Source organism: Pseudomonas sp. Ost2 (assembly GCF_018326065.1).
Classification (GTDB): Bacteria; Pseudomonadota; Gammaproteobacteria; order Pseudomonadales; family Pseudomonadaceae; genus Aquipseudomonas; species Aquipseudomonas gingeri.
On sequence record NZ_AP021904.1, the window covers coordinates 3,384,519 to 3,406,860 of the forward strand.

At 62.5% G+C, this 22,342-nt stretch carries 22 protein-coding genes; 11 read left to right on the top strand and 11 right to left on the bottom strand.

What is annotated here, in order from left to right; translation table 11 throughout:
• Positions 1–117: 117 nt before the first annotated feature.
• On the bottom strand, positions 118–1,752 hold the full coding sequence (locus KI243_RS15020) for a methyl-accepting chemotaxis protein (RefSeq protein WP_017127370.1): 1,635 nt from the start codon (positions 1,750–1,752) through the stop codon (positions 118–120).
• A 292-nt stretch (positions 1,753–2,044) separates the two neighbouring features.
• Here KI243_RS15020 and KI243_RS15025 point away from each other — a divergent pair, with 292 nt between their 5' ends.
• Positions 2,045–2,872: an undecaprenyl-diphosphate phosphatase gene (locus KI243_RS15025; RefSeq protein ID WP_042935980.1), complete on the top strand. Its 828-nt coding sequence runs from the start codon at positions 2,045–2,047 to the stop codon at positions 2,870–2,872.
• The gene (locus KI243_RS15030; RefSeq protein ID WP_177107196.1) at positions 2,869–3,303 is read left to right on the top strand and encodes a DUF1294 domain-containing protein; all 435 of its coding nucleotides are present in this window, start codon (positions 2,869–2,871) and stop codon (positions 3,301–3,303) included. Before KI243_RS15025 ends, KI243_RS15030 begins: the two co-directional genes overlap by 4 nt.
• An 8-nt stretch (positions 3,304–3,311) precedes the next feature.
• Here the strand turns inward: KI243_RS15030 and KI243_RS15035 are convergent, their stop codons facing one another.
• Complete coding sequence (locus KI243_RS15035; protein ID WP_177131087.1) at positions 3,312–3,656, bottom strand: MmcQ/YjbR family DNA-binding protein; 345 nt, start codon at positions 3,654–3,656, stop codon at positions 3,312–3,314.
• Between the two features lie 11 nt (positions 3,657–3,667).
• Positions 3,668–4,576, bottom strand: a complete 909-nt coding sequence (locus tag KI243_RS15040) for a LysR substrate-binding domain-containing protein (protein ID WP_017127366.1) — start codon at positions 4,574–4,576, stop codon at positions 3,668–3,670.
• Positions 4,577–4,705: 129 nt separating this feature from the next.
• Here KI243_RS15040 and KI243_RS15045 point away from each other — a divergent pair, with 129 nt between their 5' ends.
• Both KI243_RS15045 and KI243_RS15050 read left to right on the top strand, forming a co-directional pair.
• Positions 4,706–5,317: an FMN-dependent NADH-azoreductase gene (locus KI243_RS15045; protein WP_017127365.1), complete on the top strand. Its 612-nt coding sequence runs from the start codon at positions 4,706–4,708 to the stop codon at positions 5,315–5,317.
• A 256-nt stretch (positions 5,318–5,573) separates the two neighbouring features.
• Positions 5,574–6,605, top strand: a complete 1,032-nt coding sequence (locus tag KI243_RS15050) for a dienelactone hydrolase (RefSeq protein WP_103032569.1) — start codon at positions 5,574–5,576, stop codon at positions 6,603–6,605.
• 1 nt (position 6,606) lies between these two features.
• On the opposite strand, the gene KI243_RS15055 is transcribed toward KI243_RS15050, so the two are convergent.
• Entirely contained in the window at positions 6,607–7,800 is a 1,194-nt protein-coding gene (locus KI243_RS15055; RefSeq protein ID WP_212811089.1) for an MFS transporter, read from the bottom strand.
• 213 nt (positions 7,801–8,013) lie between these two features.
• On the bottom strand, positions 8,014–9,603 hold the full coding sequence (locus tag KI243_RS15060) for an ABC-F family ATPase (RefSeq protein ID WP_083875394.1): 1,590 nt from the start codon (positions 9,601–9,603) through the stop codon (positions 8,014–8,016).
• 401 nt (positions 9,604–10,004) lie between these two features.
• On the opposite strand from KI243_RS15060, the gene KI243_RS15065 reads away from it, so the two are divergent.
• Positions 10,005–10,190: a hypothetical protein gene (locus KI243_RS15065; protein WP_017127361.1), complete on the top strand. Its 186-nt coding sequence runs from the start codon at positions 10,005–10,007 to the stop codon at positions 10,188–10,190.
• An 84-nt stretch (positions 10,191–10,274) separates the two neighbouring features.
• On the opposite strand, the gene KI243_RS15070 is transcribed toward KI243_RS15065, so the two are convergent.
• A complete protein-coding gene (locus KI243_RS15070) occupies positions 10,275–12,695 on the bottom strand; it encodes an autotransporter outer membrane beta-barrel domain-containing protein (RefSeq protein WP_177117909.1) in 2,421 nt (806 codons plus the stop codon).
• Positions 12,696–13,049: 354 nt separating this feature from the next.
• Between KI243_RS15070 and KI243_RS15075 the strand changes: the two genes are divergently transcribed.
• Both KI243_RS15075 and KI243_RS15080 read left to right on the top strand, forming a co-directional pair.
• The gene (locus KI243_RS15075; protein WP_017127359.1) at positions 13,050–13,406 is read left to right on the top strand and encodes a hypothetical protein; all 357 of its coding nucleotides are present in this window, start codon (positions 13,050–13,052) and stop codon (positions 13,404–13,406) included.
• A 47-nt stretch (positions 13,407–13,453) separates the two neighbouring features.
• Entirely contained in the window at positions 13,454–14,605 is a 1,152-nt protein-coding gene (locus tag KI243_RS15080; RefSeq protein ID WP_212811090.1) for a PQQ-dependent sugar dehydrogenase, read from the top strand.
• Here the strand turns inward: KI243_RS15080 and KI243_RS15085 are convergent.
• Positions 14,584–15,690, bottom strand: a complete 1,107-nt coding sequence (locus tag KI243_RS15085; protein ID WP_212811091.1) for a GNAT family N-acetyltransferase/peptidase C39 family protein — start codon at positions 15,688–15,690, stop codon at positions 14,584–14,586. The genes KI243_RS15080 and KI243_RS15085 overlap by 22 nt on opposite strands.
• A gap of 89 nt (positions 15,691–15,779) precedes the next feature.
• Between KI243_RS15085 and KI243_RS15090 the strand changes: the two genes are divergently transcribed.
• Positions 15,780–17,366 (top strand): RimK family protein, encoded by a 1,587-nt coding sequence (locus KI243_RS15090; protein WP_244861868.1) that lies wholly within the window; start codon positions 15,780–15,782, stop codon positions 17,364–17,366.
• Positions 17,367–17,376: 10 nt separating this feature from the next.
• Entirely contained in the window at positions 17,377–18,318 is a 942-nt protein-coding gene (locus KI243_RS15095) for a magnesium transporter CorA family protein (RefSeq protein ID WP_017127356.1), read from the top strand.
• A gap of 107 nt (positions 18,319–18,425) precedes the next feature.
• On the opposite strand, the gene map is transcribed toward KI243_RS15095, so the two are convergent.
• Positions 18,426–19,205: a type I methionyl aminopeptidase gene (map, locus tag KI243_RS15100; protein ID WP_212811092.1), complete on the bottom strand. Its 780-nt coding sequence runs from the start codon at positions 19,203–19,205 to the stop codon at positions 18,426–18,428.
• Positions 19,205–19,405 carry a ParD-like family protein gene (locus KI243_RS15105; protein ID WP_017127354.1) on the bottom strand — a complete coding sequence of 67 codons (201 nt, stop codon included), beginning with the start codon at positions 19,403–19,405 and terminating at the stop codon, positions 19,205–19,207. Before KI243_RS15105 ends, map begins: the two co-directional genes overlap by 1 nt.
• A gap of 260 nt (positions 19,406–19,665) precedes the next feature.
• Here KI243_RS15105 and ilvA point away from each other — a divergent pair, with 260 nt between their 5' ends.
• Positions 19,666–20,721, top strand: a complete 1,056-nt coding sequence (ilvA, locus tag KI243_RS15110; RefSeq protein WP_083875392.1) for a threonine ammonia-lyase, biosynthetic — start codon at positions 19,666–19,668, stop codon at positions 20,719–20,721.
• 10 nt (positions 20,722–20,731) lie between these two features.
• Here ilvA and KI243_RS15115 read toward each other — a convergent pair whose 3' ends face one another.
• Positions 20,732–21,037: an NIPSNAP family protein gene (locus KI243_RS15115; RefSeq protein WP_177131093.1), complete on the bottom strand. Its 306-nt coding sequence runs from the start codon at positions 21,035–21,037 to the stop codon at positions 20,732–20,734.
• A gap of 18 nt (positions 21,038–21,055) precedes the next feature.
• Entirely contained in the window at positions 21,056–21,538 is a 483-nt protein-coding gene (gene eco, locus KI243_RS15120) for a serine protease inhibitor ecotin (RefSeq protein WP_017127351.1), read from the bottom strand.
• A 432-nt stretch (positions 21,539–21,970) separates the two neighbouring features.
• Between eco and KI243_RS15125 the strand changes: the two genes are divergently transcribed.
• Positions 21,971–22,240 carry a DUF1652 domain-containing protein gene (locus tag KI243_RS15125; RefSeq protein ID WP_017127350.1) on the top strand — a complete coding sequence of 90 codons (270 nt, stop codon included), beginning with the start codon at positions 21,971–21,973 and terminating at the stop codon, positions 22,238–22,240.
• Positions 22,241–22,342: the final 102 nt, after the last annotated feature.

Below are 22,342 nucleotides of genomic sequence, written 5' to 3' on the forward strand. Positions count from 1 at the left end.
GAGGGGGCGGATTGTAACCAGACTGTCGTGGGGAAGGGAGTGGGAAGTGGAGTGGGGAGTGGGTTGATGGCTTCCGTACAGGTGCATGGAAGCCATCAGGGACTTGCCCGAGAGGAATCAGATCCGGAACTGCCTCAGCAGGCCGTTGAGCTGTTCGCTCAGGGCCTTGAGCTGGCTGCTGTCGACACTCGACTGCTCGGCGGCCAGCGCTGTGCTGTGGGACAGTCCCGCGGCCTCGGTGACGTTCTGGTTGATGTCCTCGACCACATGGGCCTGCTGCAGGGTGGCACTGGCAATCGAGGCATTGAGGCCGTTGAGGTTGCGCAGGGCCTGGCCGATGGCGTTCAGGCTTTCTCCCGCCAGCCCGGCTTGCTCGATGGTCAGTTGCGAGGCGCGACTGCTGTCGCCGATCACCTTGACCGCCGCTTCGGAATGGTTCTGCAGGCGCTCGATCATCGACTGGATCTCCGCCGTGGACTTCTGTGTCCGCTGGGCCAGCAGGCGTACTTCGTCGGCCACCACGGCGAAGCCGCGACCCTGTTCACCGGCGCGGGCCGCCTCGATGGCGGCGTTCAGCGCCAGCAGATTGGTCTGCTCGGCGATGGAGCGGATCACTTCCAGGACGCTGCCGATCTGCGTGCTCTCGGCGGCGAGGGTCCGGATCACCTCGACCGCCTGGTCGATGGTGACGGACAGGTGATCGATCTGTTGCAGGCTGTTATCGATATTCAACTGGCCCTGGCGGGCCTGGGCCTCGGCGTCACGCATTTCGCTGGCGGCCTGTTCGGCGTTCTTGGCGACATCCTGGACGCCATAGGTGACTTCGTTGATCGCTGTCGCGACCATCTCCATCTGCTGCGATTGCTGCTGGCTGCGCGCCTGGGCCTGGACCGCATTGTTGCCCAGGTCGCTGGAGGACTGCCCGAGGGCGCCGGCCGAGTCCTGCAACTGGCTGACGACGCCGCGCAACTTGCTGGTAAAGGCATTGAAGTGTCGGGCCAGCTGGGTCACTTCGTCCTGGCCGTGGGTATCGAGGCTGCGGGTCAGGTCGCTTTCGCCGCTGGCGATATTGGCCATGGCATCCACGGTTTCCTGCAACGGGCGCACGATACTGCGACCGATCAACAGCACCAGCAGGGCCATGAGCGCGGCAATGGCGATGCCGATCAGCGAGGCGTTGCGGACCTGGCCGTAGAATTCGGCCTGCATGTCATCGATATAGACGCCGGAGCCGATGATCCAGCCCCAGGGCTGGAACAGCTGCACGTAGGAGGTCTTCTCCACCGGGGCACTGGCCCCCGGTTTCGGCCAGCGATAGTCGATCATGCCGGCGCCCTTGGCCTTGGCGAGGATGACCATCTCGTTGAACAGCGCATAACCGTCGGGGTCCTTGATCCCGGACAGGTCCTGGCCTTCGAGCTTGGGATTGGCCGGGTGCATGACCATCACCGGCCGCAGGTCATTGATCCAGAAATAGTCATTCTGGTCATAACGCAGCCCCCGTACCGCGCTCAACGCCTGTTTCTGCGCCGCCTCGCGGGTCAGGGTGCCGGCCGTTTCCAGGCCGTGGAAATAATCGAGGATCCCGCTGGCGGTCTGGACCACATGCTGGGTCTTCTGCGCCTTGGCGTGATAAAGGTCGTCGTGGATCTGCTTGAGCATCAACAGGCCCAGGGTCAGCAGCATCACCACCGCCACAATCAGGATGAGCCACAAGCGTCGACTGATCGACACACTGCGCAAGCTTTTCATAAGACCACCATTCCCTTTTCTTGTTGTTGTGTCATCGCGGGGTCCATACCAGCAGGTTTTCCCCGCGGTGCCCAGCCTGCTTATGGCTACTATCGGGGCAGCGACAAACAGGCATGTCTGATAGGATTTCGGCCCGAAACCGGCAAACCTGAGTTCATGTCTGATTTTTCAGGCATTTTTCACGGTTTGGCGACAGGTGGTGAGACAGGCTCGACGCGGAATGACGCCAGTGGCCGATCCGCGGCTTTCGATTTTTGTAAGGACCCGCAGGGGCGGGCCTTGAGGGGGAATGATGGATCTTTGGACCGCCGCACAGGCGTTGATACTGGGTATTGTCGAGGGCTTGACCGAATTCCTGCCGATTTCCAGCACCGGACACCAGATCATCGTGGCGGATCTGCTCGGTTTTGGCGGTGAGCGGGCGATTGCCTTCAATATCATTATTCAGCTCGCGGCGATCCTGGCGGTGGTCTGGGAGTTTCGCCAGAAGATTTTCACCGTGGTGCGCGATCTGCCGAGCCAGCGCACGGCACAACGCTTCACCGTCAACCTGCTGGTGGCATTCATGCCGGCGGTGGTTCTCGGGGTGCTGTTCAAGGAGGTCATCGCCACCTATCTGTTCAACCCGATTACCGTCGCCACGGCGCTGGTGGTCGGCGGCCTGGTCATTCTCTGGGCCGAGCGCCGGGAGCATGTGGTGCGTGCCGAGACCGTCGATGAAATCACCTGGAAAGATGCCTTGAAAGTCGGTTTCGCCCAGTGCCTGGCGATGATTCCCGGTACTTCGCGCTCGGGTGCGACGATTATCGGCGGCCTGTTGTTCGGCCTGTCGCGCAAGACCGCCACCGAGTTCTCGTTCTTCCTGGCGATGCCGACCATGGTCGCCGCCGCGGTGTATTCCGGCTATGGCTTCCGCCACCAGTTCCAGATGGCCGACCTGCCGGTATTCGCCGTGGGCTTCGTGACGTCCTTCGTGTTCGCGATGATCGCCGTGCGTGGCCTGCTGAAATTCATCGCCAGCCACAGCTACGCGGCGTTCGCCTGGTATCGGATCGTGTTCGGCCTGGTGATCCTGGCCACCTGGCAGTTCGGCTGGGTCGACTGGTCGACCAAAGGATGAAGGGCCCGCAAACTCCGGAACGCAACCGTCCGGCGTCCGCTGGCCGCCTGCAGCACCTCAGGCTCAAATGGGCGATCTGGCTGGTGCTCTGCGTGCTGCCGGGCTTCGGCGCGCTGAAGATGTGGCTGTCCGGTGGTGTTTCCTGGCCACTGTGGGGCTATGGCGTCGCGAGCCTGCTGGCGTTCTTCCTCTACTGGAGCGACAAGCGCAAGGCGCGCAACGACACTTGGCGCACGCCGGAGAAGGTCCTGCACGGCGTCGAGTTGCTGGGTGGTTGGCCGGGAGCGCTGATCGCCCAGCAGGCCTTCCGGCACAAGACCCGCAAGCTGTCCTTCCAACTGGTGTTCTGGGCCATCGTGCTGCTGCACCAGGTGTTCTGGATCGACCAGCTGTTTCTTGGCGCCAGCCTGGCCCACTTGTCCTTTCTATAGCGCCAGGCCTAGAGCAGCAGGCCGACCTGGGTGCGTTTGGGCAGCTTGCCGACCACCAGTTGATGGGAGCGCTTGAGCAGTTCCTGCAGTTCCCCGGTGCCCAGGGGGTAGGGCGCCGTCATGGTGATCCAGTAGGCACGGGCCAGATAAGGTGCGGGGCGGATGCCCGGACGGTCGATATGGCCGAGGAACAGGTCCTTGTCGACCTTGAATGACAGGGTGTCGCCGCTCAGGTTGAGCAGCGCGAACATCTTGGTCCCGGCAATGGAAAACACCCGTACGCCGCCCCATTTGTAGTCCTCCCGGGCTCCGGGCAGCTCAAGGCAGAAACGCGCCACTGCCTCCGCGTTCATCGTTGCTTCTTTCACAGGGTCTTGTCTCCGCATCCTTTGAATACTTCGGCCAGGTGATCGATCCAGGCCCGCACGGCCGGCAATACCCCGCGTCGATGGGGGTAGACCGCCTGCAACCAGCCGCCGGGCAACGACCACTGGGGCAGGATCCGCACAAACGTACCATTGGCCAGCTCTTCCTCGCAGTACAACATGGGCAGTACGGTAAAGCCCAGGCCGGCGAGTGCGCAGGCCTTGCGCACGACAAAGTCGTCCACCCCCAGACGGGCTTCGAGGCTCAACTCGCGTTTGTGCCCATCCTCGTCCAGCAGGCTCAGGTGGACCAGCCGGTCCGCCTCGAGGGCGCCGAGAATCGGCGCGTCCTTGAGATCCTCCAGGCTGTTGACCGGGTGTTCCTGGAGGAAGGCCGGCGTCGCCAGCATGAAGGTCTGTGCCTGGCGCAGCCGCCGGGTCACCAGCAACGGGTCTTCGTCGCCGTGTTCGCGAACCCGCAGGGCCACATCGATACCTTCGGTGACCAGGTCGACGCGGCGGTTGACCATCAACACTTCCAGCTGGACCAGCGGGTGCGCCGCCAGGAAGCTGGAAATCACCCACGGCATGAATTCCTGGGCCAGTCCCACCGGGCACGATACCCGCAGCCGCCCGCGGGGTTCGCTGGACATGCTGGCCACGGCCTCGTCAGCCATTTCCGCCTCCAGCAGCATCGCCTGGCAATGGCGCAGGTAGCGTTCGCCGACGGCGGTCAGTTTCAATTGCCGCGTGGTGCGTTGCAGCAGGCGTGCGCCGAGACGGTCCTCGAGTTCGGCGATGCGTCGCGACAGGCGCGACTTGGGAATCCCCAGCAAACGCCCGGCGGCGGCGAAGCCACCGGCTTCCACCACCTTGGCGAAGTAGTAGAGATCGTTGAGGTCCTGCATGATCGTTACTCGGTTGTTCTATGAGTGGGACAAACTATCGCATTTTAGCCGACTAATCAGCCATTGGTTTCACAAGTAGGATTATCTCAACTTGATCGCCGGGTGGCGATCCTCACTTGGAGATCCCACATGAAACTCTTGCATATCGATTCCAGCATCCTCGGTGACAACTCGGCCTCGCGCCAGCTGAGCCGTCGCGTGGTTGAAGCGTGGCAGGCCGCCGAGCCTTCGAGCGTGGTGACTTACCGTGACCTGGCCAACGACGCCATCAGCCACTTTTCCAGCCTGACCCTGGTCGCTGGTGGCACCGCCGCCGAGCTGCGTGACGCGGCCCAGCGCCATGAAGCCGAGCTCAGCGTTTCGACCATCGAGGAATTCCTCGCCGCCGACGCCATCGTGATCGCCGCGCCGATGTACAACTTCACCATCCCGACCCAGCTCAAGGCCTGGATCGATCGCATCGCCGTCGCCGGCAAGACCTTCCGCTACACCGAAAACGGCCCTGAAGGCCTGGCCGGTGGCAAGAAGCTGGTGATCGTGTCGACTTCCGGTGGCCTGCACGTCGGCCAGCCGACCGGTGTGGCTCACGAAGACTACCTGAAGGTGCTGTTCGGTTTCCTCGGCATCACCGACATCGAATTCGTCCGCGCCCACGGCCTGGGCTACGGTGAAGAGGTTCGCGCCAAGGCCATGAGCGACGCCCAGGCACTGATCAACGACACGTTGTTCGCCGCCGCGTAAAGCTTTTGTAAACGGGCAAGAAACTTCCGGTAACAAACACTAAACTCTGTACTCTGATCATGTGAATGATCAGGTACGGAGTTTTTTGCGTCTGGTGATCATGGTTTGGCGCGACTTATGCAATCTGATGATTGCTCTTCGGCATAGGCGCTCTGAAAAACCTCGAACAGTCAGTCGAAGTCTCAAGTGGAGCTTCAGTTTCAGGGAATGGCAGAGAAATTGGTGTGCTAATTACGCAGCAAAGGTGGGCATCCCCATGATGCGTCTTTGTGCAGTGTTACTGATCTGTTTGTCCGGCAGCCTCATGACGGTGCAGGCAGCCCCCCCGGCTCATTGGAGCGTGGGTTTCCATCGCCTGACGTTTCTTGATCCGCTGGATCTGCAGCCGATGAAGGCGATTGCCTTCTATCCGTCCACCGGGCGCGAACAGCCGAGCAAGATCGGCGGCTACACCATCCAGGCCAGCGAAGACTCGCGCATCGCCATCGGCCGCTATCCGCTGCTGATGCTGTCCCATGGCAATACCGGTACGCCGCTGGCCCTGCATGACCTGGCGACCTCGCTGGCGCGCAAGGGCTTTATCGTCGTGGCAGTGCTGCATCCGGGCGACAACTACAAGGATCACAGCCGCCTGGGGACCTTGAGCAACCTCTATGGTCGGCCGATGCAGATTTCCGAAGCCATCACCGCCACCCTCGGCGACCCGATGCTGTCGCCTTACGTCGAGGCGGAGCAGGTCGGGGTGATCGGTTATTCCGCCGGCGGCGAGACCGCGCTGATTCTTTCCGGTGCGCAACCGAACCTGGATCGCCTGCGGCGCTATTGCCAGGAGCGTCCGGAGGACAAGGACGCCTGCAACACCAAGGGTGAGCTGATCGTCGATCGCGACGACCTGCAGCCGGTTTCCGATCCGCGCGTCCATGCATTGATGCTGATGGCGCCCCTGGGGCTGATGTTCGGGCGCCACACCCTGGCCGATGTGCATGTGCCGGTGCTGATGTACAGCGGCGACGGCGACAAGCTGGTGTTCCCCGACAAGAATGCCGCGGCCCTGGCGCGCAAGCTGCCGGTGGCACCGCAGTTCAAGATGATCGCCGGGGCCGGGCACTTCGTGTTCATGGCACCCTGCAGCGAAGAGCAGCTCAAGGCCACGCCGGGCCTGTGCACCGATCCGGAAGGGGTCAACCGCGTGGATATCCATCGCGACCTGATCTCCGAGGCCGGACGCTTCTTCAGCAAGACCCTCAGCGTGCCGAACCGCGGCGGTATGCAGACCGCCGACCAGTGACTCAGCGTGCTGTCGGGCGACGCGCCAGCAGCACGGTGACGGACAGGCCGGTGATCGACAGCAGCGCCGCGGTGAAGAAAATCCACGCATAGCCCAGGTTCAGCGCCACCGCCCCCATCACCGGGCCGGCGATGGCCAGCGCCAGGTCGAAAAACACCGCATAGGCGCTCAATCCCGCACCACGACTGGAGTTCGGCACCTGGCGGATGGCTTCCACGCCAATGGCCGGGTAGACCAGCGACAGGCCGAATCCGGCCAGCCCGGCCCCGGTCAGGGCCACCGCGGTGGACGGCGACAGCCAGAGCAGGGCCAGGCCCAGGGTTTCGATGCTCATGCAGGCGATCGCCACCTTGAAGCCGCCGAAGCGGTTGATGCTGCCGATGAAGAACAACCGCGCGAGGATGAAGCAGGTGCCGAAGACCGTCAGGCAATAGGCCGCGCCGGTCCAGCCGCGACTGATGTAGAACAGGGTGATAAAGGTGGTCAGGGTGCCGTAGCCGATGGACGCCAGGGTCAGGCTCGCGCCATAGGGCGCAATGCGTCCGAACACCGCCCAGAAGGGCAGGCGCTCGCCGCGCACCACCGGCACCGAGGGTTTGTTGCGGATCAGCAGCAGGGCGCCGGCGGCCAGCGTCGACAGGGCGATGCCAAGGCTGGCGAAGCCATGTTCGGCGACCATCAGCACACCCAGTGGCGCACCGATGGCGATGGCGCCATAGGAGGCGATACCGTTCCAGGAAATCACCCGGGCGGTCTGGTCGGCGCCGACCTGGCCAATCCCCCAGCTGATGGTGCCCACGCCGATCAGGCCCTGGGCGACCCCCAGCAGCAGGCGTCCGGCAATCAGGATACCCAGGCTCAGCAGGGGCAGGTGTTGCACCAGGGTCGACAGCAGGGTCAGTCCGCCGCTGAGGAAAATCCCCGACAGGCCATAGATGATCGAACGCTTGGTGCCGATGCTGTCGGCCATGCGCCCGGCCATGGGGCGGCTGAGGAGTGTGGCCAGGTACTGCGAGCCGATGGTCAGTCCGGCGATCACCGCGCTGAAGCCCAGTTGTTCATGCACATAGCCGGGCAAGACCGCGATCGGCAGGCCGATGCAGAGAAAGGCGATAAACGTGTAGAAGACGATGGAAACGATTTGCAGGGTGACAGTCAGGTTGCCGGGCTGGCGGGGAGGTTGCTGGGCGGACATGAGGGCTCGTTCGCGGGCGGGCGGTTGGAGAGCTTCATCATGGCGGGGTGGCGAGATAAAAGAAAGCAGGCTAACTAATTTTTCTGGATCTGCGAAGCTGGAGGTTCAGCACGATCCCTGTAGGAGCTGGCTGGCCAGCGATGAGGCCTCAATGCCTTGCATCGTCCGTCCGGACGCCATCGCCAGCAAGCCGGCTCCTACAGGGAGGCGGGGTTAGAAGACCACGCCCTGGCTACGCAGGTAGTCGTCATAGGTGCCGCTGAAGTCGATCACGCCGCTCGGGCTCAGCTCGATGATGCGGGTGGCCAGGGACGAGACGAACTCGCGGTCGTGGCTGACGAAGATCAGCGTGCCCGGGTAGTTTTCCAGCGCCAGGTTGAGCGCCTCGATGGATTCCATGTCCAGGTGGTTGGTCGGTTCGTCCATCACCAGCACGTTGGGTTTTTGCAGGATCAGCTTGCCGAACAGCATGCGGCCTTGCTCGCCACCGGAAATCACCTTGACCGACTTGAGGATCTCGTCGTTGGAGAACAGCATGCGGCCGAGGGTGCCGCGTACCAGTTGCTCGCCACCCTGGGTCCACTGGCCCATCCAGTCGAACAGGTTGACGTCGTCTTCGAAGTCATGGGCGTGGTCCTGGGCGTAGTAGCCCAGCTCGGCGGCGTCGGTCCATTTCACCGTGCCGGCATCCGGGGTCAGTTCGTTGACCAGGGTGCGCAGCAGAGTGGTCTTGCCGATGCCGTTCGGGCCGATGATCGCCACGCGCTCGCCGGCTTCGACGGTGAAGCTGAAGTCCTTGAACAGCGTGACGCCGTCAAAGCCCTTGGCCATATGCTCGACGATGACCGCCTGGCGGTGCAGCTTCTTGGTCTGTTCGAAGCGGATGAACGGGCTGACGCGGCTCGATGGCTTGACCTCGGCCAGCTGGATCTTGTCGATCTGCTTGGCGCGGGAAGTGGCCTGCTTGGCTTTCGAGGCGTTGGCCGAGAAGCGGCTGACGAACGATTGCAGCTCGGAAATCTGCGCCTTCTTCTTGGCGTTGTCCGACAGCAGTTGCTCGCGCGACTGGGTCGCCACGGTCATGTACTCGTCGTAGTTGCCCGGGAACAGGCGCAGCTCGCCGTAATCCAGGTCAGCCATGTGGGTGCACACGCTGTTCAGGAAGTGACGGTCGTGAGAGATGATGATCATCAGGCTGGAGCGCTGGGTCAGGATGTTTTCCAGCCAGCGGATGGTGTTGATGTCCAGGTGGTTGGTCGGCTCGTCGAGGAGCAGCACTTCCGGATCAGAGAACAGCGCCTGGGCCAGCAGTACCCGCAGCTTCCAGCCCGGGGACACTTCGCTCATCGGGCCGAAGTGCTGCTCGATGCCGATGCCCAGGCCCAGCAGCAGTTCGCCGGCACGGGATTCGGCGGTGTAGCCGTCCATCTCGGCGAACTCGGTTTCCAGCTCGGCCACGGCCATGCCGTCTTCTTCGGTCATTTCCGGCAGCGAGTAGATGCGGTCGCGCTCGGCCTTGACCTTCCACAGCTCTTCGTGACCCATGATCACGGTGTCGATCACGCTGAATTCTTCGTAGGCGAACTGATCCTGGCGCAGTTTACCCAGGCGCACGTTCGGCTCCAGCATGACCTGGCCGCCGGACGGCTCGAGGTCGCCGCCGAGGATTTTCATGAACGTGGACTTGCCGCACCCGTTGGCGCCGATCAGGCCGTAGCGGTTACCACTGCCGAATTTGACCGAAACGTTCTCGAAGAGCGGCTTGGCGCCGAACTGCATGGTGATGTTAGCTGTGGAGATCAAGGAGCTTACCTATCAATAACTGAACTGTGGCCGGAGGCTGCAGATACCCGTTCGATACCCGTTTGCAACGTTTCCAGCTCGCTCCAACCGGAGCGTGAGGTTATCCAGCGGGCATAAGTCGACAGCAAGCTACGCACGTGAGGGCCGAGTTGCCGTGATGTGAATGCGGGGTGGGTGCCAGACATTTCGCCTATTGTCGCATACGCGAGACGACAGTTATATGGCGGCTGATCGTTGATTCGGCGCTTTTGTGCGCGATGGCGCGGCTGGGCACGCGGTTTTCGGGTCTGGTGGTGGGTAGCCGGCGGGGCGTCCGGCGACGTACGGCCGGTCAATCGGCCTCGACCGGGTGTATGGTGGGGCGGCAATCCTCGGATATCTCTACGTGAAGGGAGGTGGCTATGAGCGTTTCTCTGCTCTCGAAGATGCATGTCAACGGCTATGAAGTAATCCACGCCAGCGGCGGCCCCTGGAAGGTGCGCACCCAGGCGGATCGGTTGAGTTCGTTCGGCACCCGGGAAGAAGCCATGGCCTATGTGGTGTCGCTGCCGATGCACAAGGTGCGGCCGGCGAAAAACAGCCGATAACCGATGCGTTGACGCGCTTGAACCCCGGCACCGCCGGGGTTTTCTGCGTTGGTGACAGCGCCTGCGTGCGGTGAGGCACGCGGGTTACCAGCTCATGCGCACACCGATAGTCGCGGAGACGGCTTCCTGCTGGCGGGCATCGATATTGCTGCCGTAGTCGAGGCTGGCGTAGAGGCGGACATCGCGGCTCAGTTTCGCCACCACGCCGGCACCGAAGTCCAGGGTGCTGCCGGTATGGTCGGTCTTGATCGGGTAACCGTCGAAGGTGGCGGTATCGCGTCCCTTGAAGTCGTGCCAGAGATTGCCGCGTACATAGGGTTCGAGGGGTACCTCGCCGGCGACGTACGAACCTTTGGCGCGCACGCCAACGCGGCCCTTCAGGTATTCCTGGGTGTCGAAGCCGACCCGCGAGATGCCGTCGTCATCGTTGTCCATCGAGACCTTCTGGCCGATCAACTGGACCTGGGGCTCGATGACCCAGCGCTCGGACATCGGCAGCGGATAGCCACTTTCCACGGAGAGCGTCACGGCATGCCCCTTGAGGTCGAGTTTGACGCCACGGTCGGAGCGGGCCTTGCCGTTGTAGCGCGTGCCCATGGCGACGGTGTCGACATACCAGTCGGTGGGGCCGATCAAGGTCCAGTAGGCGCCCAGGCTGTCGCCGTTGAGGCGCAGGTCGCCGGCTTCGTGATCCTGGAATCCCCCGGTGAAACCCCGTACGTCACCGTCCAGGCGGGCATGGCTGACGAACAGCCCGGCATGTTGCCGGTAGCCGTCCGCGCTGGTCGACCCGAAGAGGTCGTGACCGGCCTGGAAGCCCCAGATGGTGCTGTCGAGGCTCGGGTTTACATCCCCCGACCAGCTCTGCCGCGAACGGCTGGCGAAGGTGCGCGCCCAGCCGGCCGGCAGGTCGCCGGTTTCGCGCAACAGGTCCTGCTCGCCCTGGCGCTCATGGAAAGTGCCCAGCGTGGTCTGCGCGAGCAGCGCGGCGGCCGGGGTGACGACTGCGTCGATCGGCACCTCGGGACGGTAGAAGGGAATGGTTTCTCCGGGTTCGGGCGTCGGCAGGCCGGGGAAGACCGGGGTCGGCAGCGGCGTGACCGGCCCTTCCGGGCTCGGCCCGGTCACGGCGGAGCGCAGGTACCAGTTGTTTTCCGTGCCGGCGGTGACCCCGCCCTTGAACAGGTAGTAGTCGAAGGCACCGGCGGATGCCGGGCTTGCCATGCTGAAGGCATTGGCGCTGCTGGTGGCGCCCTGGTTGGCCTCGACCACCTGGATACCGTTCTGCAGGGTCTCGGCACCGCCGCCGCCGAGGTTGCTGACCTCGATGGCGGTCGTGCCGGACAGCGTACCCTGGGACACCACCAGCCGGTCGGAGGGTGAGTCATCGCCAGCGAGGATACTGTGCAGCTTCAGGTGGCCGCTGTTGCCGACATAGTTGCCGACCACCGTGAAACGGTCGTCGGCCTGCGCGCCGCCGCTGGTGAGGTTGATCGTACCGGCGTTGGTCAGGGTGACATTCTGCCCGGCGGTGAAGGCCCTGAGCACGCCGCTGTGGGAACTGAGGCTGCTGCTGGCATCGATATCCAGAGTGCCCGTACCGGTGCCGGTGTCTCCCAGGACCAGGCTGTCATTGAGGGTCATCTGGCTGCCCTGGGTAAGGCTCACCGTTTCCCAGTTGACGTAGCGCGCGCCATTGATCGGCGTACTGGCCTGGAACGTCAACTGGTCGGTGCCTTCTCCGCCATCCACCGAGGGGGTGGAGGAGAGGGTCGCATCCGAGAGACCGTCGAGCAGCGCCCGGTCATTGTCGAGCCCCATCAGGATGGCCCCGCGGATGATGCCGGCGTTGCGCCAGTTGAAGAAGTCCGCGCCGGCGCTCATGCGGATTTCACCGTTTATTGTCCCGTCGCTGACCAGGATCTGATCGTCGCCACCGCTGACACTGATGTTGCCGCCGATGGTTCCGCCCTTGACGAGGATGGTGTCCTTGCCGAAGCCGGTCACCAGGTTGCCGACGATAGTGCCGCCTTCCATGTCGAACAGGTTGTCGTCCAGTTTCATGTCGACGCGCCCGATGGACCCGCCCGTCATGTGAGCCCTGTCGCCATCCTCGAACTCATCGACGATGACCCCGCCGCTCATCTCGAAGGTGTCCAGGCCGTCCCCCTGGTGCAGCGACTGGATCTGTCCGCCGGTCATGGTGAAATTGTCGGTTCCACTGCCTTCATCGACATCACCGTGGATCGTGCCACCACCGATGACGACCCGATCGTCGCCCGTGCCGAAGACCACGGGGCCGGTGATGCTGCCGGTGCCGCCGGTGGGCATCGTCAGGCTGTTGTTGCCGGCGTTGTCGACGAGTGTCGTGGCTGTTCCGCTGTCGCAGGTGTAGTCATCGTTGCCGGCGGTGGGAGGAGCGAAGGTGCAGGCGGCGCGAGCGCCTTGCAGGGTCAGGAGGAAGAGAAATACAACGCAGAGAGGGCGAAACAGGAAATAAGGCATCGCATTTATCCTTTTTTCAAGGATAGGGCGTAGCCACCACGGCGCATGTTGAGGGCCCTACGCGCTCAACATGGGTGTTTGTGGGGGGTTATAACGTAAAAAAGACCTGCGCATAACTGTCAAAGTTGACAGGTTATGCCCGTGGCAAAACAGGCGTAATGTGAGAGGTTTGGTCCAGTGCTTTTTTCGTCGGGACACCGCCAGGCCTGCTTTTTCGCGATGTTGCCGCCGATTTGTTGAAGCATTCTGTCATATGAAATTTTTCCGTGGCGCGAACCTCGGGCGTAGGGTGTTATCCAATTCTTGATGGGCTGTTTGCAGCCAATAATGAATTCATCCTTCGAGAGAGGCGTCATGAACAGACTTGTCTTCGGTCTGACCCCCTTGCTGGTCATCGGCCTGCTGGTCGTCGCCATCCCCGCCGACGGCGCGGTGGCGGATCCGGCACCGCCTGCCACCTTGCTGCTGGCGCAGAACCTGCCCAACAGCGACAACCCCTATAACAGCCCGATTCGCCGCGCCAATCCCAACAGCCGGCAAGGCTCCGAGTCAGCCACGCCGCCTGTACGCGGCCCCGGTACCCAACCGACGCCGCGCCCTTCGACGATCGAGAACGGGGCGATCCGCAATGGTTACCCGCGTGACCAGCAGGCGCCGATGGCGGTGCCGATCCAGCCCGGGACCCGTGCCGATCCGAACCAGCGTCGCTGAGGCGGGTGGGCGGCAGTGTTTTTTTCTCCCTCCATAAGGAAATGCCCATGTTGCTGAAAACACTCCTGGCGACTTTGTGCACCGGCTCATTGATGAGCCTCCCCGCGCTGGCGGCCAATACGGCTGTGCAGACCTTCCAATCCGAATCGGGGCCGGTGGCCGTCAGCGAAATCGTCGACGGGCTCAAGCACCCCTGGGCCCTGGCGTTCCTGCCCGACAGGCAGGGCATGCTGGTGACCGAGCGTCCGGGCAACCTGCGGGTGGTGAGCCCCGACGGCAAGCTGTCGGCACCGCTGGGCGGTGTGCCCCAGGTCTGGGCCAAGGGCCAGGGCGGCTTGCTCGATGTGGTGCTGTCGCCATCGTTCAAGGAAGATCGCCTGGTCTACCTCTCCTATGCGGAAGGCGGGGGCGAGGGCGGCAAGGCCGGTACGGCGGTGGGGCGCGGACAGCTGTCGGCCGACCTCGGGCAATTGACCGATTTCAAGGTGATCTTCCGCCAGGAGCCGAAGCTGTCGGTGGGCAATCACTTCGGCTCGCGCCTGGTGTTCGACCGCGACGGCTACCTGTTCATCGCCCTGGGCGAGAACAACGAACGGCCGACCGCCCAGGATCTCGACAAGCTGCAAGGCAAGGTGGTGCGGATCTTTCCTGACGGCCGGGTGCCCGACGACAATCCCTTTGTCGGCCAGCAGGGCGTGCGCCCGGAGATCTGGTCCTACGGCCATCGCAACCAGCAGGGAGCGGCGCTCAATCCCTGGACCGGGACCTTGTGGACCCACGAGCATGGGCCGCGGGGCGGTGACGAGATCAATATCATCGAGCGCGGCAAGAACTACGGTTGGCCGCTGGCAACCCATGGCATCAACTATTCGCTGCAACCGATCCCCGAGGCCCAGGGCAAGACGGTGAAAGGCACCGTGTCGCCCCATCATGTCTGGGAAAAATCCCCCGGCCTCAGCGGCATGGCGTTCTATGATGCCGATCGCTTCCCGAAATGGCGGCACAACCTGTTTATCGGTGCACTGGTCGCCCAGGAGCTGATCCGCCTGCAATTCGATGGCGACAAGGTCATCCATGAAGAGCGCCTGCTGGGCGAACTGAAGTCGCGGATTCGCGATGTCCGCCAGGGGCCGGACGGCTACCTGTATGTGCTGACCGATGCCGAGAACGGCGCGCTCTACAAGGTGGGCCTGGAGTAGAGGATCACCGCCGCCCGCAGCTTGCTGTTGCCGAAGGCGCTCATCTTGTCGAATTCGCCGTGGCTGACCGGCAGATGCTGGCAGTCCAGCGGCTGCCGGTGCTGGCTGTGGTCGACATCCGGGTCGTGCAGGTAGACGAATTCCTCGTCGCAATCGGTCACGATCACCCAGTGCGGCGCCTTGGAGCGAGTCAGGCGGTAGCTGCTGATCAGCACCAGCGGCTGGCCGCCGGCCGCCAGCAGGCGCGGCAGATCCAGGGCGCCTCCGAGCACCTGCTCGACATCGGTCTGGCGCAACTCTTCTTCGAAGCCGTCATGCACCAGGCGCATGACGGCTTTTTTATGCTCGTTACGGACACCATTGAGCAGCAGCGGACCGCTGATACTCACTTGCAGGCGCACCCCGAAGCCCCGTCGCCAGGCGGCCAGCGCCAGGCCCTGGGGGCTGCAGCCACCGTGCCCGGAGGTCATGAACACGGTGGTTGCTTCGCGCCAGATCTGTACTTCTTCCCGTCGCGAGGCCTGGCGTTTCGCCTGCAACGCGCCCATGGCCATCAGCAGGCAGGCCGGGCCGCAGGTGAACTCGGTGGTCTGGGCGTAGTAGGGCACCTGCGCCTCACGATTGGCGTGATGCTGCAGGATGCGTTTTTCCAGGCGCAGGGCATCGGCATGGTCTTCGTAGTAGTCGTTGATCAGGCCGAAGCGGCGATAGCCGTTGTGTTCGTAGAGGGCGATGGCCGCGTGGTTGTCGGTGCGTACCTCCAGGCGCAGGTACGCGCAGTCATGTTCCAGGGCACAGGCTTCGCTGCGTTGCAGCAGCTGTTTACCGAGGCCGATGCCACGTGCGTGGGGCGCGATGGCAATCGAATACAGGCGTGCCAGCGAAGTGCCGCGGTGAAACAGCACCAGGGCATAGCCGGCCAGTTGCCCGTCGGCCTGCTGGGCGACGATCAGCCGGGCGTGGGCCCGACTGACCATCCAGTGGAAGCTGCGGGCGGTCAGGCGGTCGGTGGTGAAACAATGCTCTTCCAGCTGCAGCAGTGCAGCCAGGTCATCGGTTGTCGCAAGGCGAAAGACGAGATCCATATAACCACCGTAAAAGTTGCGTAACGGAACGGGACTTTCTGAAAACTTCGTGCTTAATAGAAAGCATCTTGTTCAACGGATCGATCTCTATGTCAGCGGTACAAGGTCATTGGCGCGAAGTATCCGGGCAAAGTTTGCCGACAGCAATATCCACGGCAACTTATTTATCTCCGACGAGCAATCCAGGCAGTCAGTTGGTTATTATTGTCGAGCGCAAGGAAGACTGGGCGTCGTACTTTCCCAGCGAGGATATCGTCACCGCGCAGGAGTACCTGGAGCAGTCCCGTGTCAATGAGCCGGGCAAGCGCGTGCAGGTGATCAACCTGTGCCGCAGCTACAAGTACCTGGGGCATGGCTACTACTGTTCACTGCTGGCCGAGGCCCGTGGGCACAAGGTCATTCCCTCGGTCCGGACCATCAGCGAACTGACGCGCAAGGCGCTGTACGGGCTGGCCCTGGATGACCTCGACAAGACCCTGGGCAAGGCTCTTGGCGATCATCTTTATCGGGACACCGAGGGGTTTACCCTGACCCTTTACTTTGGCACTACTGTTATCGAGCCATTGCAGGAACTTGCCCGGCAGCTGTTTGAAGTGTTTCCCTGCCCGATATTGCTGGTGGAGTTCAAGAAGAGTAACAGTTGGCATATCGAAGGCGTCAAGGCTGGAACTTTGCACAAGTTGCGCGAAGACCAGGAAGATCACTTCGCCCAGTCCCTCGACAGTTTCAGTCGCAAGATCTGGCGGGTGCCACGTTCGCGTCGCCTGGCCCGTTATGACCTGGCGATCCTGCACGACCCCCAGGAAGCGCTGCCCCCTTCGAATGCCAAGGCGCTGGAGAGTTTTATCCGGGTCGGCAAGGGCTTGGGCATTGACGTCGAGCTGATCGAGAAGAAGGACTATGGACGGATCGCCGAATACGATGCGCTGCTGATCCGCGAGACCACCAGCGTCGACAACCACACCTACCGTTTCGCCAAGAAGGCCGAGAGCGAGGGGCTGGTGGTGATGGACGATCCGGCGTCGATCCTGCGCTGCACCAACAAGGTCTACCTGACCGACCTGCTCAAGAGTCACAAGCTGGGCATGCCGGCCACCGAGATTCTCTACAAGGAACGACCGGAAGACTTCGAGCGGGTCGGCGACCGCCTGGGCTTCCCGCTGGTGCTGAAGATCCCCGACGGCTGTTTTTCCCGTGGCGTGATCAAGGTCGAAAGCCAGCAGGCGCTGCTGGAAGCCACCGCCGAACTGTTCGAGCACTCGGTACTGTTGCTGGCCCAGGAGTTCTTCTACACCGAATACGACTGGCGCATCGGGGTGCTCAACCGCAAGCCGATCTTCGCCTGCCAGTACTTCATGTCCAAGGGCCACTGGCAGATCTACAACCACAAGGCCAAGGGCCAGGATGTCAACGGTGAATGCCGGACCCTGGCGGTTCACGAAGCACCGCGCGCGGTGGTCGAACTGGCCGTGAAGACCGCCAACCTGATCGGCGACGGGCTGTATGGGGTGGATCTCAAGCAGTCCGGCGACAAGGTGGTGGTGATTGAAGTCAACGACAACCCGAACATGGATGCCGGGATCGAGGACGCCTACCTGCAGGACGACCTGTATGGGCTGGTGCTCGAGGAGTTTGTCCGGCGCCTGGAGCTCAAGCGTCGCGGCCAGGCCTGGTAGAGGGGGGGCGATGATCAAGAGTTTCGAGTTGCAGCATGGCGCGCTACGCGCGGTCGAGCGCCTGGATGCCGGGGTGATGCTGTTCAGCAATCCCGACGCGGCGGAACGGGATCTGTTGCACAGCCATTTCAAGCTCGACGAACACGCCCTGGCCTCGGCCCTCGACCCGGACGAGGTGTCGCGCATCGAGTTCCACCCCGACAACCTGTTTCTGATCTGGAAGCGGCCGCTGAATTACTCGGGGGCCGGCAGCCTGTCCTTCGAGGTGTCGTCCTGCGGCCTGCTGTTCTGCGCCGACCGCCTGCTGGTGATCGCCACCGACGATGCCCAACTCGACAGCCTCGGTACCCGCAAGGCCCTGCACACACCGCTCGATGTGCTGCTGGAGATGCTCTTCAACAATATCCATCACTACCTCGGGCACCTGAAGGTGATCAAGATGGTCGCCCGCGAGCTGCAGCAGAAATTCTATGCGTCGATGGAAAACCGTCATCTGATCCAGATGTTCAACCTCAGCGAAAGCCTGATCTATTACATCAACGCCCTGCACAGCAATGGCGCGGTGTTGACGCGGCTGCGCAACCACGCCCAGAAGGAAGCCTTCAGCGAGCAGGCGATCGGCCTGATCGACGACCTGATCATCGAGAACAACCAGTGCTACAAGCAGGCGGAGATCTATTCCAACGTGTTCTCCGCTCTGATCGATGCCCGTGGCAACCTCATGAACAACAGCACCAACGGCCTGTTGCGCAAGCTGACGCTGATCAACGTGGTGTTCCTGCCGCTCAACCTGATTGCCAGCATCGGCGGCATGTCCGAATACAGCATGATGACCGCCGGTACGCCGTGGTGGGTGTCCTATCCGTTGTTCCTGGCGGCGATGCTTGCCGGAGCCGGGCTGATGGTGCTCGGGCTCAAGCGGATGGCCGGGAACACCGACCGGGCCACCTGAGCCGCCGATCCCTGCAGGAGCCGCGCTTGCTCGCGAATACGGCTGCGCGCGCGCCGCAAGATGGAAGTGAGTGGCCGTCTTCGCCGGTTCGCGAGCAAGCTCGGCTCCTACAAGGGTGGGGTGGGAGCGGGTTGCAGGGTCAGGACTTCGAAGCCATCAGCGGTGACGGCCACGGTGTGTTCCCATTGCGCGGAAAGGCTGCCGTCCCGGGTCACCACGGTCCAGCCGTCCTTCAGGTCGCGCACCCGGGCACTGCCCTGGTTGAGCATCGGCTCGATGGTGAAGACCATGCCTTCGCGCAACACCAGCCCGGTGCCCGGCCGGCCGAAATGCAGGACCTGCGGTTCCTCGTGCATCTGCCGGCCGATACCATGCCCGCAATACTCGCGGACCACGCTGTAGCCATTGGCTTCGGCGTGTTTCTGGATCGCGTGGCCGATATCCCCCAGCCGGGCCCCTGGCCTGACCACGCCGATACCTGCCCAGAGCGCTTCGAACGTCTTGTCCACCAGGCGCCGGGCCTTGGCGCTGACTTCACCGATCAGGTACATCTTGCTGGAGTCGGCGATAAAACCGTTCTTTTCCAGGGTGATGTCGATATTGACGATATCGCCTTGCGCCAGGATTGCCCGGGCATCGGGCATGCCGTGGCAGACCACCTCGTTGATCGACGTATTGATGGAGTAGGGGTAGTCGTACTGGCCCTTGCTGGCCGGACGGGCCAGCAGTTCCTGGCGGATAAAGGCCTCGACCCGGCGATCCAGCTCCAGGGTCGACAGGCCCGGAGCCACCAGACCGTCGAGCATGTTGAACACCTGGGCCAGCAGGCGCCCGGCCTCACGCATCAGCGCCAGTTCGGCGGGTGTCTTGATCAGGCCGACCGCCATCAACTGCGCCCTCGGATCAGGTCGTCCCGGTTCAGCAGCAGGCGGTTGACCAGATCGTTGTAGCCCAGCTGTGGATTGAGCTCGGCCAGCAGGCCCAGCTTGATCCAGAACTCGGCCTGGGCGTTGATCGAGCGATCCATGGCGGCACTGGCCATGCGCAGTTGTTCGTGCAGTTCATCGGAGATCTTGACGATACCCATGGGCTTCTCTCGGATTGGTAATATATGAATCGTATATGTTTCATATATTCCAGGCAAGCAGGCGTCGGCGCTCCCCATTGACTTGCCCGGCGCTCCCGGCTAATTTCGACCCATGACCCGCACCCACGTTGTTCCTCAGCCAAGCATTATTACCGCCATTCCTTATCTGGCGGGCTGACCTGTATCTGTTACCCAAACCCGCCTCCGAGGCGGGTTTGTTGTTTCTGTCTCCGAGGCCAAGCGATCACCCGGAGAGTCCCATGAGCACCGACACCGCCAGTCAACTATCGAGTAGAGAATCACCGAGTAGCGAATCCCTGTTGCTGGGCAGCTATGTGCGCAAGATTCTTGCTGCCCCGGTCTACGACCTGGCGATCCGTACGCCGTTGCAGCCGGCCCCGGCGTTGTCCCTGGCGCTGGGCAATCAGATCCTGCTCAAGCGCGAAGACCTGCAACCGACCTTTTCCTTCAAGATCCGCGGTGCCTACAACAAACTGGTGCAGCTCGACGAAGCCCAGCGCCGTTGTGGCGTGATCACCGCCTCGGCGGGCAACCATGCCCAGGGTGTGGCGCTGGCGGCGCGGACACTGGGTATCCAGGCAACCATCGTCATGCCCACCAGTACCCCCGAACTCAAGGTGAAGGGTGTACGCAGCCGCGATGCCATCGCGGTCCTGCACGGCGAGAGCTTTCCTTTCGCCCTGGCCCATGCCTTGAACCTGGCACAGGAGCGCGGCTGCACCTTTGTCTCGCCGTTCGACGATCCCGAGGTGATTGCCGGCCAGGGTACGGTGGCGATGGAGTTGCTCAACCAGCACCAGGGGGCGCTGGATGCGATCTTCGTCCCGGTCGGCGGTGGCGGCCTGATCGCCGGGATCGCCGCCTACGTCAAATACCTGCGCCCGCAGGTGCGGATCATCGGCGTCGAGTCGGAGCACTCCAACTGCCTTCAACTGGCGTTGCAGGCAGGGGAGCGGGTGGTCCTGCCCCGGGTCGGGACTTTCGCCGATGGCGTGGCGGTCGCGCAGATCGGTGCGCATGGGTTCGAGGTCTGCCGCCGGCATGTCGATGAAGTCATCACCGTCAGCAACGACGAACTGTGCGGTGCCATCCGCGATATCTACGACGATACCCGGTCCATCACCGAGCCCTCGGGGGCATTGGCGGTGGCGGGTATCAGGAAGTATGTGACGCTCAATCGGCTCACGGGCCAGACGCTGGTGGCGATCAACTCCGGCGCCAATATCAACTTCGACAGCCTGCGTCATGTCGCGGAACGCGCGGCCCATTGCGAGCCGCGGGTAGCGCTGAGCTGAGCGGTGCCGGTCAGGGCAGCAACGGGCGCATGAAGCTGCGCTCGTAGCTGAGGATGAACTTCTTCTCCACCACCGAAGCCACCAGGGCGGCGCTTTCGGGGTCGGTCAGGGCGATATGGCGGTAGCTTTCGTAGTCGGCCAGGGAGGCGAAGCTGAACAGGCAGTAGGCGATATTGCTCGCGCCCTCCGAGGGCAGGAAGTAGCCGTGATGAGTACCGCCCAGGCGTTCGACGATACGGATCCAGGCCTTGGAATAGGCTTCGAAGTCGGCCAGTTGATATGGATCAATGACGTACTTGACGTGGCAGGTGATCATGCAGGCATTCCCCGGCGGTTATTCACTGACGGCTTTCTTGGTCAGCTTGGACGGGGTCCAGATGCGGTAGCGGATTTCCACGTCGTCCGGGGCGTAGATCACCAGCGGCAGCTTGCTGTTGTAGCGCAGCATGTAGCCGGTGCCGATCACCGGGACAAAGTCTTTCTTGGCCTTGGCGCCGGGCGGGCAGGCCATCAGCGTGGATACCGGTCCGCTGACGCTTTCCAGGCGGTAGTAGGAGTAGCTCCAGCCTTCCAGGTTCTTCTCGTCGAGATTGCCGCCCAGGCGTTTCTGGTTGCAGTCGACGGGCAGGGTCTTGCCGGCGATGATTTCCACCCGGTGATCGGAGTCCTTGGTCATCTTCGGTACCCGGATGACCGTGCGGGTGAAGCCGTCTTCCGCTTTCGGGAAGGGGGCCAGGTCCGATTTGTCGGCGGCGACCGCGCTGGCGGCAGTGGTCAAGGCCAGCAGGAATGTGGCGGCGATAGTCGTCGAATTCATGAGCTCTCTTGCCCTGTCAGGAGGGAGCTATCCCTCGTGTGAGTGGCGCAGTCCGGGCAGTATGCCGGAGGGCTGCGGTGGTTTCTGTCCGGGTGCCCCGATCAAGTTGCCAAGATAAGGGCAAATTGCACTATGCCAAAGCACTTTTCTTGCATTCTGCATAGCGTCACTTTGCTATTAGTGGGTCAAAGTCATTGTTTTTCCAGCAAACAATTATTCATCTCGACGGGCATGTTTCCTGCTGTATTGGAAAGAAACCCACCGGCCCGATTGTCGGACGAATAACCTTAACAGCCGGAAAAAAACGGCCTAGTCTTGAAGGTGGTTTCGTTGTCCAGGATAGGGCGGAGCGGGCCAATCGTGGGTTGTAAGACGGCCACTGGCCGTTGCCACAATAAAATCTGGCAGCCTCATAGAACGGAGAGAGTCGCCATGCTATCGCTATCAACGCTGGAGTTACGCAACATCATTGAAAGCAGTTTCCTGCCGATGCGCTGCCAATGCACCCTGGGGGCCGATGAGTCCCTGACCGTGAAAGTGTTCGACAAGAAATCCGAACGGGTGGACCTGGTGGTGACCGGGATCTGCGCCTCGAAGCTGGACAGCAATCGGGCCATTTCCGAACTGATCGCCGAACTGCGCTACGACCTTGAACATGGCCAGGACGGTCATTACGGCGAGGCACGGGCGCGGGCTCGTTGAAACACCCCGGCTGACTTCATCTTCTTCTTTGCCGACGCCCCCGGCAGACCGGGGGCGTCGCCTGCAGAAAATCTTTCCCGCCATGGGATAGATACCTTAACG